9 protein-coding genes are annotated in these 16,681 nt (G+C 56.8%); 5 read left to right on the forward strand and 4 right to left on the reverse strand.

Annotated elements, in window-relative coordinates; all coding sequences use genetic code 11:
• Nucleotides 1-9: 9 nt before the first annotated feature.
• Nucleotides 10-9,273: a hypothetical protein gene (locus Q4Q11_RS03665; RefSeq protein WP_498568687.1), complete on the reverse strand. Its 9,264-nt coding sequence runs from the start codon at nucleotides 9,271-9,273 to the stop codon at nucleotides 10-12.
• Nucleotides 9,274-9,406: 133 nt separating this feature from the next.
• Between Q4Q11_RS03665 and Q4Q11_RS03670 the strand changes: the two genes are divergently transcribed.
• Nucleotides 9,407-10,054, forward strand: coding sequence for a M23 family metallopeptidase (locus Q4Q11_RS03670; RefSeq protein ID WP_498568688.1), 648 nt, complete (start codon nucleotides 9,407-9,409; stop codon nucleotides 10,052-10,054).
• Nucleotides 10,055-11,184: 1,130 nt separating this feature from the next.
• On the opposite strand, the gene Q4Q11_RS03675 is transcribed toward Q4Q11_RS03670, so the two are convergent.
• Together Q4Q11_RS03675 and Q4Q11_RS03680 are read right to left on the reverse strand one after the other, a co-directional pair.
• Entirely contained in the window at nucleotides 11,185-12,162 is a 978-nt protein-coding gene (locus tag Q4Q11_RS03675; RefSeq protein ID WP_498568689.1) for a 3'-5' exonuclease, read from the reverse strand.
• A gap of 334 nt (nucleotides 12,163-12,496) precedes the next feature.
• On the reverse strand, nucleotides 12,497-12,745 hold the full coding sequence (locus tag Q4Q11_RS03680) for a helix-turn-helix transcriptional regulator (protein WP_498568690.1): 249 nt from the start codon (nucleotides 12,743-12,745) through the stop codon (nucleotides 12,497-12,499).
• Nucleotides 12,746-12,890: 145 nt separating this feature from the next.
• Between Q4Q11_RS03680 and Q4Q11_RS03685 the strand changes: the two genes are divergently transcribed.
• Nucleotides 12,891-13,250 carry a hypothetical protein gene (locus Q4Q11_RS03685; protein ID WP_498568691.1) on the forward strand — a complete coding sequence of 120 codons (360 nt, stop codon included), beginning with the start codon at nucleotides 12,891-12,893 and terminating at the stop codon, nucleotides 13,248-13,250.
• Nucleotides 13,251-13,269: 19 nt separating this feature from the next.
• Here Q4Q11_RS03685 and Q4Q11_RS03690 read toward each other — a convergent pair whose 3' ends face one another.
• Nucleotides 13,270-14,043, reverse strand: a complete 774-nt coding sequence (locus tag Q4Q11_RS03690; protein WP_498568692.1) for an SOS response-associated peptidase — start codon at nucleotides 14,041-14,043, stop codon at nucleotides 13,270-13,272.
• A gap of 293 nt (nucleotides 14,044-14,336) precedes the next feature.
• Here Q4Q11_RS03690 and Q4Q11_RS03695 point away from each other — a divergent pair, with 293 nt between their 5' ends.
• The 3 genes from Q4Q11_RS03695 to Q4Q11_RS03705 all read left to right on the forward strand — a co-directional run.
• Complete coding sequence (locus tag Q4Q11_RS03695) at nucleotides 14,337-15,095, forward strand: ImuA family protein (RefSeq protein ID WP_498568696.1); 759 nt, start codon at nucleotides 14,337-14,339, stop codon at nucleotides 15,093-15,095.
• The gene (locus Q4Q11_RS03700; protein ID WP_498568693.1) at nucleotides 15,010-16,527 is read left to right on the forward strand and encodes a Y-family DNA polymerase; all 1,518 of its coding nucleotides are present in this window, start codon (nucleotides 15,010-15,012) and stop codon (nucleotides 16,525-16,527) included. Before Q4Q11_RS03695 ends, Q4Q11_RS03700 begins: the two co-directional genes overlap by 86 nt.
• Nucleotides 16,524-16,681: PHP domain-containing protein (locus Q4Q11_RS03705; protein ID WP_498568697.1), on the forward strand; the 158-nt coding region annotated here is incomplete at its 3' end. The genes Q4Q11_RS03700 and Q4Q11_RS03705, both read left to right, overlap by 4 nt.

Below are 16,681 nucleotides of genomic sequence, written 5' to 3' on the forward strand. Positions count from 1 at the left end.
TATTGAGCCCTAGACAAGCGTGAAATCGAAATAAGTTGCGAAGGTTTCCCAGTCCTCGGAAAGGCAAAGGACATTGGACATAATATCACCCTTGGTTGCGGAGGAGGTCGTGCTCTCGGGACTGGGGCCGAGGATGTTCGGTCGCCGGCTTTGGGCAGCCTGGGGGCGTGAGGAGCTTGGGCTTCCAAATTGCTGTTGATTGTGATGACCGGTGACGCTGTAGTGATAGTCAACAAGGCCGCAGGAAAACGAAAACGTAAAAATCGCCTCACCGCGCATCTCGCCCGTCGAAACGTTCTGCGAGAGCCCAATGTAGAGCGTCGCGGAGAAATGAAAGATCCAAATGCTGGCTTGCCCGCTCGCAAGGAAGCTTCCGCCGATTTCGGTCAGGTTTCGACCGCCAGCATTGATCATCCGAACAAAGGCGCCGATCTGAATCTGAACTTGTGCCTCCAGTGGCCCAAAATTCAGTGATCCTCCGGCACCGAACAGAAATGATGCTTCGAAGCCAATGATCCCGCCGGCGCCGGCATAGATGGAAAAATATCCGGAACCCGCATAGGGAAGGAAACTTATTGTAATCGGTGTCAAGGCTGTCCCGAGTGAGACCTTGAACAGCGCTTGGTCGCTCGTAAATGGCAGCTCGGCCGAAACAGCAAAGTTTATATTGAAGATTGAGACCTCTCCAACGCCGATGGAGCCAAGGTTGATGTCATATCCGACATCAAGGCCACGGGCGCGCTGCAGTGGGCGGATCTGAAGGGGCGATCCCGAACTGGGACTTAACACCGGCCCGAGTGCCGAGAAAAATGCCAAATCTGTGCCAAGATCATAGGCGTCATACATGACGTCGAAACGCGGCGCGCTCCCGCCCACGCTTGTGAAAGAAACTCCACCGAAATGGAGCGTCATCGCGTCGATATAATCGCCAACCAGTTTGACCGCGAAGGGGCCAAGCGATCCGGAGGTGGTGATTGTAGGATCACCCCCGTTTAGGAGGTCCGCCACGATCTGCGTTTTCAAAGTGAACCGCGTGTCTTTGGGCGCTTGGAATATATCGGAGGGTTCTGGCTCTTCAACAACATAGCTATCGAATTTGTAAGAAAACGAGGCTTTCGTCGGGATCAGTCGGGCAATCGCGTCAAGAATGGCATCGCGCAATGCCGAGACATCGATCAGAGAGAGCACCTCGCCTTGCAAAACGGCGGTAGCGAGATCGCCGATCTGGTTGGCTATCTGCAGGGGCGCGGATCTGCGCGACACGTCGGCCGCCCGCCAACTGTTGGCCAGTTGTCCAAAGTTTGTGATCATGTCATCTCTGGACGTGATGGAGCCAGCAGCCTGCACGATTTTCGATAGGATGAACGCTTCCTGTGCGAGGCGATCATTCGCTTTGAGGAGTGTGAGCGTGGCGGCGTCGTCCGGCGGATTACCAGCCGGTATTTCATTCAATACCTTGAACGCCTGGGGTACGAAGACCGAGTGCCTGGCCTGATAGGACAAAAGCGGCGTATCGATTGTATCGGCGGCCTTGTTTCGGGTGTCGAGAAGCTGCTGGTAAGCGGAACTGATCGCGCTCAACGCCTTTTGCACCGCTACAACTTTGAGCAATGCCGCAAGGACGAAATCTGGCCAGCCATTCGCGCGCGATTGCAAAGCGCGCCATTCCGCCACCAAACTTGCCGAGGCGCGAGGCAATGCAGTGACGATATCGCCGAAAAGCGGGGCAGGATCAGCGAGCACGGCCCGAACCGACACAGGCGATTTCGATCGAATGGGTGCCGCCAACAGATCTGCAAATGTAGCAGGCAACGGGGATGGGATCCTCCGGAACTGAGCTGCGTCGTGGACCGCGTCTGTCAGCATCGTCAAAGCCGTTGTCACCCGGGCCGCCTGGTGATCGAGGTCGAGACCGAGCGACCGGAGTGCGCCGACAATCTCGTCATTCAGGTTGTTTGCACAGCCTGCGAGGCTCGCCGAAAAGGCCGATATCGTCTCGATGACAGCAACCAGATCATTGATGAGAGTTGCGGCTTGTTCGGCAAGAGGTTGCTCCTCCTGAAGGACCTGCCCACATAGGCCCCGGTAGGTTGCAGAAGAGATCTGTCCTATCCGTGTTATTGCCGCGCCGAGCCCAATGACCACAATGATGTTGTGGTGCGCGTTGGTAAACGCAGTGATCATTGACTTTATTGCCGACAGATGTGCCACGGCGTTGTCGACGACCGCGCTAACACCCTGTTGATATTGAAGAAGATTCTCTGCCAGGTCCTTGTCAATTTTTGCAAAGGCTGCCGCATTGATAGCCTTATGAATTGCCTTCAAGAGGGCGAGATCACGAACAAGGTCACAATAAAGTTCGGAAATCTCACCAATCAGGCCGCGCTGATGGGAACCTCCAGTTTTTAAAAAGGCCGGCGCATCGTCGATCAGCCTGGTATAATCGCCAGATGGTTCGGCCGCATCAATGGCGCTACGCACGTCGTCAAGCGTCGCCGCCATCTCGTCGACGATCGTGACAAGTTTGGCCAAGAGTCCCATGACTTTGTCTATCGGCTGCATGATGCCGCTTGTCGCAGACACCGCAGGCGCGGGCATCAGCAGAACGTGTTTCGTGTCAAGCCTGTAATCGACGCAGGCCTGCTTCTCGGTTTCGAACGCGTTCGTGTCGCTTGGTTCTAGGATTGCGGCAACGTCGTCGAACTTTGCGCCTGCTGCAGCATAGATATTATCCAATTTCGCTCGGACCGTGCCGAGACTTGTACTATCGGCTAGGTCACCGATGCCGAAGATCTGATTGGCGATCAAACTGACATCTTCGATAGCATCGCTGATGGAGCCATTACCCACGTCATTTCGAAATCGGGAGAGAAGACTGACATCTTCTGATAAAATTTCATATGCCGTGTAAATATAGATCAACGCGATCGGTAATTGCGTCGAGGCGATAACTTGCCTGCTGAGAAAATCAGAGAGATAGTTGATCAAAACAGAAGCGAGCTGCGGTTCATCCACAGCGATGTCGGTTGCAATCGCAGTCTGCGCCTTCTTTACCGCTGAGGTTATTTGGTTGTCGATCGAGCCTTTTAACTTAGTGATGAAGACGCTGGGTGAGACCGTTCCTTCGGACAAGAAACTATCGATCACCGAAAGGAAGAAAGCGCGGATGTCCAACCGAATGTCGTTGGTCAGTTGATCTTGAATTGCTTGCAGCTTCGAACCCAACGAGCTTTTGAATGGCTGCGCAACATCAATCAGCTGAGGAGACGGAATGGAAAAGGTTGCCGCCGTCTCGAGGTCATTTCGATCGGAGCCTGTGTCAGGAATGATGCCGCTGACCCACCCTTTCAAGTCAGCGCCGCCATTTTCTAGATCGCCATTGATCGTGTCCTGCAAGGGTCTCAGTGCGGCTGCTATCGGTCCCGCAGCGTCTGCGAGAGCGACCATTTCCTCCTGAACGACGGCAATAGCGGCTTGTTTCAACCTCGCCACAGGATTGGAGGCAATTCGATCCAGCGCACCGGCAAAGGATTTCGCGCTTTCGTAAATTTCGCTGAGATCCACCGCGAGATCGACTACGTCAGCATCTTTTTCGGCCTGGGAAAGCTTTGAATCCAGATCAGCAAGGCCCTGGCTTATTTCTGGGAATACGCGCGACAAGCTCCATGCGGATTTCTGGTCTTGGCCTTGCATGAGGTCGAGCGCACTTTGAAATGCTCTCGCCACCTTGGAGGCGCTACCGTTGGTCTGAGTGCTTATCAGCTTGTCGGCACGATTCCACTGATCCTGAAAAGACGACACAATGGTGCGCAAGGGCGCGACAATCTGAGCATGAATAAATTGCGTGGTCTTGTCTGTGTCGTCGTTCGCTTCCGCGGCAACATCCGCGCCGAATTGCAAAACTTCGTGAAAATATGGCGCGGCATCCGACAAATTGAGAAGATCGAATCCCAGAATTTCGAGCAGCTCCCTAAAGCTGATAATCCCGAGGAGCTTGGCTTCGTCGCTGAAAAACACCTTCAGGACATCTCTGATACCTTTAAGCTTGCTATCCAGATCCCTGGTTCCGACCGATGAACGGGATGCAAGCATCGGCTGATTTGGCGCAGGGCGCCGGCTGATAGCTTGCGCGACATAATGGGCTTCCGGGTCGAAGAAATCGGCAAGTGACACGAGAGGCTCAAGTGCAGCGCGCGTCGACATCGTCTGCTCCGGATCGTCGACCAATTGCAGGTCCTTGCCGACGTCCTTGTATGAAATACCGCCGCCGACATGACCATCGGGGCTGTTCGGTGCGGTGCTCTCATAAACGATCTTCCCGCTGGCGCTCACCGGGCCAGGAACGCGACCAACCGCAACGACAAGACCTGCCGGACGCCCTATAGCCCCCACACGATCTCCATTGGCTGCCATGTCCATTGGCAGTACTCTGCGCAGGTTCAGAAAAATCTCGAGCGGATTTGTGTGGGATGGGGGGATGCTGGGATCGGCAGGTGTGATTGGGAAACCGAACCGGGCATACCGCCCGTCATATTGCGCCGCGACATAATTTATGCCGCTGCCAGTCAGGCGCTCGACCTGAGTGAGCCGGAGATTGGCAGTTTCGACCGCTGGATAGAAGGAGGGCTGTTCGGCTCCTTCGAGAATGGCACTTGTCTTGTAATTGCTGAGATCGCCGATCCAGTCGCTAGTTAACGTTGCAATCTGTCCTGTAACCGAGACGATCAGGCTTTGTGTCTTCAGCGAACAGTCGCCCGATTTCGTCTCGGGAGCATAGCGGATCGGCTGATCCGCCAATTCCAGCGTGCGGCGTCCGAACCAGTCGTGCGTCTTCAAGTAGACCGCGGATAATGCGCTCAACGATGCGTTGTTGGTTGCAGCGATATTGTCGACGAAAATCAAGGGCATCGAGCTGGTCGCCCCGTCGATGGTCAGATCGAACTTGACTAGGCCTTGATCGGTTTCGTTCACCCGTGGCCAAAAGGCCAATCCCGGATTTTCACCAATGTCGATGCGGCCGCCCGATACGTTCTCGGGAACACCCGCAGGAGCCTTGATGTAGGGGTCCTGCAGGTCGGGTGTTTGAATGGTTTGAAGCGTGACGTTGTTTGCGCACCAGAGCCTTCCATCGAAAGGCTGGCCGACGCTTGGATAGGTTTGCGTTTTTCGACCGACGCGAAGAAATATTCTCTGAAAGAGGACAGCCTTGACGCCAAGCTTCTCGTTCTTGAGAAACACGCGCTCGGTCAGTTTCACCATGGATGCACGGTGGCCCAGGGGGAAGAGATAGCCCTTATAGACCACCTCGCCCACGATATCGCGTCCCAAAACGATTTCAGAGCGCCACCGTTCGATGGAGAAGCCATTAAAGATCTTGCCGCCCCAAAGATTGTCCGCGCCGGCAGAAGGCGAGAAGTGGGTATCGTGAACAAAAAATGCTCCAAGCGCACTTAATTCCAGCTGTTGCGCGCGCAGTGGTTGGGGGCGCTGTATTGCCTGTGCTCCATCCGCGTCAAGCAAGGCGAAATCCTCGCCGGGTTCGATCTGTCCAGAGTCGGGCACCAGCGCGCCGGGCTGAGGAAGGGTGCCGTCGTCATTCGTTGCACTGGATGAATTCCCATTGGCCGCCGCCCGCTTTCCGATGACAGGCAATCCGTAGGCTGAAGACAACAGAACCAGTTCGTGCCGGTCGTAGGCATCGAGTGCATTGCGAAAATATTGCGAACCATTGAATGCGTTGCGTGCATCGCTGCGATCACACAGCCGACGAAGAACGCTCCAGATCTTGTCGCGCCATTTGCCCTTCGGCTCACACAAGTCTGCATCGGAAAGGTCCTGGTTCGGCGCGACCCGCGACTGATCCGGCAGGCTTTTGTTGACGCTAGCTGCGGTCAGCGTCGTCTCATCCATTTGCTCCGGACCTAGGAACCAAGGCGCAAATACACCATGGGGAGGCTCTCCCTGGCCGATTTCCCGAACGTCGCCCGCCCCCCCATTTCTTAGATCTGGTTTGAGCCACGTCAGCGCATTGAGCCTCAGATCGGGCGAGCTTACAGCACGCAGGCTGGGATCTATCGCGTTTATGTCGAGCCGCGACGTCCAGAGTGCTTCACGGGTGTGCATAACCATGTCGCCTGGCTTCATAACCGATATGTCGGAAGGCACTGGGGTCGGGGTCGAGGCAAGGAGTGCACGTTTTTCGTCAGTCACCTTCCACGGGACCGAATGTCTGTTCAGCCAGATCGCGTCTTGAGCGGTGGACAGGATGAGGCGTGCGGGAGCCTCAATTGCGGTCTCAAAAAGGGAGGGTACGACCGCAAGCGCAGATCGAACCTCACCTAGACGTTGTTCGGACGTCGCCGGATGACGGGAGATCCCTTGATAGACGAGCAAATCGCCGTCATCGAGATTCGCGGCTCTTTCGCCGACCGGAGGAACCAGACCGTCCGGGGCCATCGTGAACAACTTGCGAGCTCGTAGCGTGACCGCGGGCTCGTGACGGGACCAATCGGTCAGATCCTCCAAGCTATATGCGATCGGGGGGTAGTCGAAGCCGCCGCCAGTTGGTGCAGACGGCGAGGTGCCTGAAGACAGCGGAAGTCCCGCATCGATCGCGGTGACCGCAGCAGGCGGCGTGCAATTAATGTGGAATGCAAGCCGCGTGCGATCAGAAAGGCGCGCCTCCGCAAGTTCATCGAAACTGTTGGGATCTGCAGCGGCAATATTTGCAACATAGGCGGTACGCATCGCCATCTCACGCTTGGCGCGAACGGAGCCGGGATCATCATCTGTTGCCAGAGCGCGATTGTTTGTTACGAGATACTCTATTTCATCCCTGTCCAAGGATTTGGGCCATAGCGCGGAGGGAAGAACAGGAACCTGTGCGCCGCGCTTGGATGAGTTGGCATATTGGAAGGCAAGTTGCATCTGCGCCCGATAAAAATCACGAAACACAGCATAGACAGGCTCGCTTTGCTCAAGCGTCGCCTCGTTTCGCAGAGAATTGCTCAAGTAAACAGAATCGCCAAGAAAGGGTCCGTTCGGTGCTTTTCTGATGGGGAGCCAGAAGTCGGGCTGCGTCTTCGAGTATGTTGCAGCGCAAGCACCGATCCGTTGAAACATCACGTCGATCGAAGTCTTGACTGTCGCCGCTGCCAGCTTTGAAGCGGTGCGGCGCGCCAGAGCCATCGCGTCCGGATCGAGCGCGAATGGACCAACATATATTTGCTGATCACAGGGTAGTTGTTTGACGTCCGGGTCTTTCCGGTACCTATCGCAAAACGTCGAGAAGTCGATGTTGGTATCGGCGCTGCGTTTCTTGTCCTGGATGGACTTCCGGTAATTCGCCAGCGCCTGAATGTCGTTGCCGAGGCCAACGATCGTGGTGAGAATGACGTTGCGGTCAAGCTCGCCGCCCTTGGGGCCGATGACATCCGGAAGGGTGACGTCTTGCCCGAAAATTGCCTCTTCGAAAATGTGCTGTGGATCGAATTCGACCACCAAAACCGGTCTATCGTCGCGAAACTTTCCCGGCTCCGTCTCAATCACGCGGCAATCGACATGAACGGGTTGGATCAATGGCTTCTGTCCGCTCGTCAAGACGACAGTCAGATCCAGAAATCGAAACCGCAGATGGACCAGGTCGCGATCGCGCCATGCCGAAAGCGAGGCGTTGGAGAGATCGAGTGTTGCAACCTGCTTTCCTGATGCGACTCTTCCAAGCCAGACGAAGCTTGAGGGACGCCGCCGAGGAAACTCGCCCGAAAGCAATTCCGTCAACGAGCTGCCGTCTTCATAGATAAGCCTTAGGTCGGTATATGGCCGAGTTGCGTCCGCCTCGCCGAACCGGAGAGTGCTGCGGCTCACATCGGGAAGAGCAAGATCGCTGCCGTGCAGTTCAAGATCGATCGCAATCCGGCGTGCCGCCGCGTCCGCACCTAATGTGCTTCTATCGAAGATTGCCCAGATTGTCGCATCCAGAACCGGGCTTCGCTCGCCGGTCGCTGTCAGCGCATCGGGATCGGTGGGCGCTGACGAGGCGTCGCTTGTCGACCCAACGTCGTGCGGCTTTGACGCGAGGCCGTTGACTAGCAAGCGGCCGACCCCGGTCGAAATGCTGGTATAGTCGGCTTCCTTGGCGTCATGGCGGATTTCGCCCCAAATGACGTTGCGAACACGCTGATCGGGCAAACGGCATTCCGTCAGGAACAATTCCTCCGCGGCAAGGCCTGAGGCGGAGGGCGTGGTCCCATCGGCAATCGTCACCGTCGATTGGCCGAGCGCCAGCTTTGCATAGGTCATGTCAACTGCATTGGCAGCTCCGGCGGCCAAGCGCAGCCGGCGGACGTCCCATCCTAGGGCGACATTGTCGGTCTTGGTGTCAATCGAGACATGCAGCGCCTTGGCCTGTCCCACAACAAAGGGTTTGGAGACTGCCACAGTTGCGGGTGCGGGATTGCCGGGCTCGGCCGTCGTTCCGAGAAAGAACGGCTCGTTTTCCTCGTGACGATACCAGCCTAGCCAGAAGTTGCGGGCCAGCACACGACCTGAAAATGCACTGACCGCCGGCCTTTCTCCGTCACGAGTTATCTTCCAGATGGCATGAATATCTAATTCCAGGTACACGGGCACACTGGATGGCCCTGCGATGGAAGAAAGACCTTCAAGCAATTGCGTCAGCCATCGATCGGCGCGTTGGCCGTCGATTTTACCTCCGAGGGCAACCGTTTTTGAAGGGTCATCGAATGGCGCGAAGGAACGAAAGGCGATGGCATCGCTCGACCATTGCGAGAGACTATTGTTTCCTCCGAATGGGCCCCTCAACTTTACCGACCAGTATGCCTCTTCGGGCGGGTTTCTGCCTGTCGTTACACGCCTGAACTCAAATTCAAGCTGCACGATGGGCGCAGCACCTAGCGAAACAGTTCCGATCAGCAGTGATTTTTTATCATCGTCGTTGGGGTCAACGGCCAGTGTAAACCAGGCATTTGGCCCGAAAGATGCCGCGGCGACTTTCCAGCTACCATGTTCGATCGGGAGAATACTGTTATCAGTACCAGGCGAAAACTCTCGGATGGTCAGTCTTTTTCCGTCTTCAGAGAGATCAAACTCGATTTTGACTTTGTCGTGCCCGGTTTTGTCGGCGGAAAGCGCGAGTTTGGGCGCAAGAGGCGAGGAGACACCTGCAAGAATTAGGGCCCGGCGGGTTATTTTTGCCCGCGCTACAATCTGCCAACCCACCGGAAGAGGGTTTGAAGTGCTCGATTCTGCCATGCAATTCTCGAAGGCCATCAAACACCTCAAGCGCGCAGATTTTTCGCAAATCTACAGCAGAGAGTTGCGGATTCAAGTAGAATAATTTCTGTCGTCATGACAGGATATGCTTGTCGCTCGAAAGGAGGCGGCGATGATGGACAGTCTCTTTGCTGAAGATCCAAATGAAAGTCTGCGTCTCTCAAAGAACATGCAAAGATTGTTGGCGGCGGATGCTTCAAGCAGCGTCTTTCCTGATACAATGGCCTACCCCACGCAAATCGAGGATTGGGTGCCCGGCCCTGCCGGCGAGACGCGAGGTTTCTATCGCGACACATGGAAACCGAGTTGGAGTGTCTTTCTGGGACCTCATGAAGGTCATCCCCATGGAGGCATCGACATATATGCGCCGATCGGTACTCCAGTGATCGCCGTCGTTGACGGTGAATATCAACAAGTAACTGACGCGGACTTGAACCCGATGGGCAATCGAGCGTGGCTTTCCTTTGTCATGGATGGGGTGACCTACAAATTTGTCTATGGGCATCTGAGTGCATTTGAAGGCGCCAATGCAAGCGTGCAGAAAGGCACGGTACTCGGCTATACCGGATGTTCGGGAAATGCCGGATCCGACCCAAGTTGTGAAGGGACGAACACATGTGGAAAATCGTCATCGCACCTGCACCTTCAGCTCCTTCAAGGCGCGACAAAGGTTGACCCATTGTCACTTCTACCTTGGACGTTCCGATATTATGATGACGTGAGGATCGTTCCTTGCGATCAGGTTGTGGCGACCGTGTAAGGCAAGCAATTGCCAAACCTCGCGACAAGGCTTGGCGGCAATGGGTACCACCTAACTAACCGGCATCGTGATCGGCGCCAAAATCGCGGATTGCGTAGTCCAAAGATCCCCTGAAGGCAGTGGGCCAAATCGCTATCGGTTGTCCATAGCCAGTCTTCCTAGCTGCGAGAACCCATTTCAGTGCCAGCCCCCGTATTGTTGCGCCCTTACCGGCATGCTTCATGTCGAGGTATAGTGCGTCGAGCCGTGAGGTGTTGATGCCAAACCCTGTCGAGCGCTTCAATCTTGCGACAGTTCGATTTCAAAAAAGCAAAATTTCAATCGCTTAGCAAAACATTGGCACGGGTGGCCGGTTCATATCCCTTCAGATCATATGGATCCGATTTTGTTGACTGCGGGTCGTGACCTTTAATAATGGCGTTGCAGCCAAGTGCGGGACGACTGGTTTACGCGCTCATTTCGGACATCGGGCGGTTCGCGGGACCGTCTTTAGCGACTAGGGTGTGATTGGCAAACCAGCGGATTTTGGCGATTACATGCGCCTGGCCGTCATTGCCGATCAAAAGGCGAGTAGGACAGCATCGCGCTAGCAGGAGCTTTGTGCCAGTCTTCATGCGTGAAGTCACCGATACCGGCTGCCGAAGAGGGCAAGATAACGACTTTCTGAGGCGCATCTTTTACGATGAATGATTTAGAGGTTGAAAATGAAAGAAGCCGAAGAGCATAAATCGCTTCGAGTTATTACTTTAGGCGAAAAGATAATTCGCCTCTTCATACTGGGTATTCTATTCATAATTTGCTTTATAATCGTCGATATATTTAGTTATAACTTTGTTATGTACATTGTTGGCTGTTCCTATATTTACATATTCTACTGTGTAATGAAAGGGGAAAGGATTTTTCCGGCGTTCTTTTATAATCGCAACAGAAACCGGAATTAACATAGGTCTTCCTCACTTTATGTGGTTAGCAAATCGTCAGCGATGACGCTGGTATGAACTTGCATGCAAACGAAATCGAAATAGTCGACCGGCCCGGGCGTTAAAGTGCAGAGCGTCGTATCCGTCGACAAAGGCGATTAGGTTGTATCTGCGTGCGTACCACCATCTGGCAGTCATGCCCGGCTGAACCTATTGCCGCCCCCTGAACCTGTCGAATGCCGTCAGACGTTGGACCGGCGGATCTGCATCTTCCCACCGGTAAATCTCGTTTCGCAGGAAGCGGAACTCGTCTTCCATGGCGTCTTCGGCGATCTCGATCCACCAAGATTTTGGCCGACCGTCGCTTCCGTCGGACCAGCGATAGCCTCGCTCTTTCAGCCGATCTTTGAGATCGAAAGGTGCGTTCTCCGCGAAGATGCGCACGCGGGACCGCTGGCTTGCCTGATAAAGCTCGGCAAGCGGTGTTGGGAGATTATCGCACCGGGTGAGCGCCAGCACCTCCAGCAGCGCGAAACAATCATCGACTGCGCGGTGTCCGGCATGGAAATAGCCACTCTGGTTGATGAGATAGCCGAGCTTGGTTCCTTCATATCCCCTGGCACTCCAATCGATCTCGGAATTGGAACAAGCCCAGGCCTTTCGAGCAAAGATCGATGAGAACGCCTCGCAAAAGGGCCGATCGAAGCCGGCATTATGGGCAATGATGAGATCCGCAGGTTCGATGAGGGCGCGGAGCGCCGTCATATCGATCATCTGGTCGAGGACCATGGAGTCGGTGATGCCGGTCAACCGCGTGACCTCGGCCGGGATCGGAATGCTCGGTTGCTGCAACCCGCCATAGACATCGTTAACATCACCGACCTCGCCGTCCTCATTAAAGGTAAATCCGATCAGGCCGATTTCGATGATCTCGTCCTTTCTCGCATCGAGACCGGTCGTCTCTGTATCGAGGATGACGCCGCGCAGCGGATAGTCTGGTCTTGCAGCAGGGACGATCGGACGCTGCTCGAGTTTTTTCAGAATCTGGTAGCGCCCGGTTGCTTGCAGGATCCGCACCATCTCGGCTTCGTCAGGCGCTGATCCAACCTGTCGAACGGGCACGGTTCGCACCGACGCTCTGCGAGCCGACTGCGCATTCTCCGAAAACATGTCCAGCTGAGATGTCATGGCCTATCCGCCGAAAATTATCGCGCAAATCTAAAGCGTCAGTTGCCTCATGAGAAGGGATCAGCGCAGCCGGTTAAGCCATACCCACCGATATTGAGCAGAAAGGGCTGCGAGAGAGCTTCGCTCGAGCGATGTGATCGTCTACTGATCGTGCGGAGTGGGGAAGCTCTGCCTCGTTGGCGTGAGGCAGAGCTGAGAGGTTTTGCGAACCTCATGCGAAACTTCGATTGGGGGCGCCAGTCTCGCACGCTTCAGCCCTACAGCGGATAGCTGAAGTCGGCCTGAAGGAACCAAACTCATCCTAGCCATACTTATGGCCGCGCAGGCGTAACCGTCAGCCGCGCGACGGCTTCCGTCCACTCTTCAGCGGCTTCATCGTGACAATATCATCGGCCACCGGAGCGAAGAACTCCGAAATATCGCAGGCCAGTGCTTCCGCGATCTTCTCAAGAGTCACGATAGTCGGGTTCTTATTGCCCCGCTCAAGATAGCCCACGTAGGCGCGCTCGACATTGGCCTCAAGCGCGAGGTTGTCCTGCGAGATCCCCCGCATGACCCGTATTCGCCTGAGATTCAGTGCCACTCGCTGCCGTGCATCCATGGCGGAAACACAACATTTGACAGTTGTTAAAACCACGTATTATAGAACTATGAATGGCAATCTTGAACGAACCAGAGGTAGCGTCCGCGGCCCGGCAGGGGAACGCAAGCGAAGGCGCAGGAGGTGCATGACGGTGGTGCCCGACGAAACGGTCGACTTGCTGATGGCTCTGCTCTATTCCGTCAGAAAAATTGTCGAGAGCGGAGTGGAGGGTAAGCAGCGTATAGCGAAGACCTACCGCGACGCTCGTTCGCTGATAGCGACAATAGACCGTGATCGCGGTTCGGCGCGCCCGCGGATCGAGGCATGTTTGAAGCAGTTCAACATGCACAAGAACGCCGACGACGCAGCTGCGGCCGGGTGGATGATTGCCGCGATCGAGGAGCGGGTCAGCGAGCGTGACCTCTACGGATGGTGCAGGCTGACGGAAATCGTCGATGCGGCGGTGCACGAACTCCTCTTGTCCGAACGATTGTCTGTCCATTGAACTGCCGAAACGCCATTCGCTATGGCCGGCCCGGTGAACTGACCAGCTCACCCTCCTTGGTAACGATGGTCGATCCATAGGGCTCGCGGGCTATGACAGTCAGCGCGTTATCCGGCAATGGCCGCGCAAGATCCTTGGCCTCCTCCCATGACGCCCTCATCCAGATGTCGGTCTCTTCCTTCGTCAGCAAGAGCACCGGCATTGCCTTGCCGTGGATCGGCTTGATCAGATCGTTTGGATCGGTCGTCAGAAAACCATAGAGGTCATCGGTCGTGAACCCATCCTTGACCTTGCGCACCGATGTCCATTGCGGCACGTGGATGCCGGCAAAGAACATCAGCGACTTGTTGTTGTCGCGCGCAAACCAGGCGTTCGGCACATTGCCGCCTGTCTCCTGGCTTGCCGGATCCGGCTCGGCAAAGCTGGTGACGGGGACGAGACAGCGGTTTTCGACGCCGAACCAACGCCTCCAATGTGCAAGCTTGAGATTGCGAATATTGGTGACGCCGCGATCGACCTGCTCGCGCAGCAGCTGCTCGAAATCTACCTCCGTCCCCTTCGTCCTGAGCTTCTCGGCCTTGACTTCGGCCGCCTTGACGAGAACGAAGGGCGGGGAAGGGAGGCCCCAGCGAGCATGGACGAGCTGCTTCTTGCCGTCCGCCGTATTTCGGACGATCGGTCCCATCTGGTCCGGGTTCATCTGATAGGCTGGCATCAGGTTGATCAGGCTTTCGGCATCCTGAGCCCATTTGTTGACCCAGTCCTTGTCTTCCATGCGGTACAAGTTGCACATCGACGCTCCATCTCCCTTGAAGCTGGCGGACATGGTAGCCGACGAAGCGCCGAAACGCCAATTGATGGCTGTCAATGGATCGGCTTCGAAACTTTTTCGAAAGCTCCATCACTGGACGTTCGAAGTCATCTCCATGATTCCCAATGCGAATCTTAAAGTCCACTAAAATAGAGGGATAATATTCCTATTTCGGGTTGCTTGACACGTAAAGCGACTTGGAACATTTAGTGAACATATACACTTGACCGACATCACGTCGATACCAACACGACCTCCACAAGGACGCGTGAATGATGACTGCTGCCCGTGACAGGGTGATATCCGATCTGAAACACCGCATCGCGTTACTGGAAGGGAATGCGGGCAAGAGGAGCGGCTGTCTGGCCTTCGGCGTTCCGGAGATCGATGCGGCGCTGCCGGGCGGTGGTCTCGCCTATGGCGCCATCCACGAATTTGCCGGCGGAGGTGCGGGCACCGTCGACGGAGCGGCAGCTGCCCTTTGCGTGGCCGGCATCGCCGCCCGCACCAAAGGACAGGTCCTCTGGTGCCTGACGCGCCCGGACCTGTTCTTTCCGGCCCTCATGCAGGCGGGACTTCATCCAGACCGGGTGATCTTTGCCGAAGCCGACCGCGAGCAGGATGTGCTGGAGAGTATGGAGGAGGGGCTTTGCTATGGCGGCCTTGGCGCCGTCGTCGGCGAGACCGTCCGCCTGCCCATGACGGCGTCGAGGCGCCTGCAGCTGGCGGCGGAAAGGACCGGCACGATGGGATTGGTGGTCAGGCGCTGGCGTCGGCAGGTGGAGGCCTCGGATTTCGGGCAGCCGACGGCTTCGACGACAAGGTGGCGGGTGAGCGTTTTGCCGTCGGAGGAGCTGCCGGTCCCAGGCGTCGGGCGGCCGCGATGGCTGCTGGAACTGATGAGAGTGAAGGCGGGTGAGTGCGCTGAGTTTATTGTTGGAGTGTGCGATGCCACGGGTCGTATCCATCTATCTGCCGGACCTGCCGATCGAGCGGATCAGGCGCATGGATGGGAAAGCAGAATTATCGCCTGAGCGGCCGCTGGTCACGGTTGCCAGAAGCGGTTCCAAGCGCCGGATAGCGGCAGCCGACGCCAAGGCGCGCGACGCCGGCATCCGTGTGGGCATGCCAGCTGCCAAGGCACAGGCCATGATGCGTGGTCTTCAGTTTGTTGACGCGGATCCCGCGGCCGACGCGGCGGCACTCGAGCGCATTGCCCTTTGGGCGCTGACGCACTATTCGCCGATCGTCGCCGTTGATGGCACCGATGGCATCGTTATGGACACCGAAGGCGCCGATCATCTCCAGGGTGGTGAGGCGTTGATGCTGTCGGGCATTGTCAATCGCTTCCATGCCAGGGGCCTGACCGCGAGGGTCGCCATCGCCGACAGCTGGGGTGCCGCCCACGCCGTCGCGCGGGCGGCTAAGACCAATACCGTGATCGTGCCGAAAGGCGAGATCGGCCGTTTCGTCGAGCATCTGCCGTTCGCATCCCTTCGGCTGCCCTCCGAAATCGTCGCGAGCCTGCGCACGCTCGGCTTCCGCACCATCGGTGAACTGTCCGCCACCCCACGAGCACCGCTTGCCCTCCGCTTCGGCCCGGAGATCGGCCGGCGCCTCGACCAGATCCATGGCCGCTTGGCCGAACCGATCGAACCGATCCGGCCGGCCGACGTGATCGAAGTCAGCCGCGCGTTTGCCGAACCGATCGGTGCGCCCGAAACCATCGACAAATATCTGACCCGGCTGGTGGCGGCACTGTGCCAGGCTCTTGAGAGACAAGGCCTCGGCGTCCGCCGCACCGATCTGATCGTCCACAGGGTCGATAATTCCATTCAGGCGATCCGCGCCGGCACGGCAAAGGCGGCGCGCGATATCGCCTGGCTGACGAAACTGTTCCGGGATCGGATCGAGACGATCGAACCCGGCTTCGGTATCGAGAAGCTGTCGCTGGTGGCCGTGATGACGGAGTCGCTCGGCGAAGAGCAGAAAGCATCCTCGCTGATCGAGGAGGAGGTTGCCGATATCGCGCTGCTGATCGATGTCATCGGCAATCGCGGCCAGCGCGTCTATCGCCTGGCGCCGGTCGCAAGCGACGTGCCGGAACGCAGCGTCGCGCGCATCGCCGCCATGGCGGAGAAGACCGGCGCCGCATGGTCGATGCATTGGCCGCGGCCGGTGCGGCTGCTGGCGCGGCCGGAAGCAATCGAGGTCATCGCGCTTTTGCCGGATCATCCGCCGGTCTCCGTCACCTGGCGTGGCAAGCGTCGGCGCGTCAAACGTGCTGATGGGCCGGAGCGCATATTCGGCGAGTGGTGGACGAGGAGTTCCGAATTCGATGCGGTGCGGGACTATTTCGTGGTGGAGGACGAGGCCGGCGAGCGGCTGTGGATCTTCCGCTCCGGCGATGGTGTCGATCCCTCGACCGGCTCGCATCGCTGGTTTTGCCACGGGATCTTCGCATGAGCTACGCCGAGCTGCAGGTCACCACACATTTTTCCTTCCTGCGCGGCGCGTCGTCGGCCGACGAACTGTTCCGCACAGCCAAGGAGCTCGGCATTTCCGCACTTGGGATCGTCGACCGCAACTCGCTGGCCGGGATTGTCCGGGCGCTCGAAGC

The organism is Rhizobium sp. UFLA01-1127 (assembly GCF_059803845.1).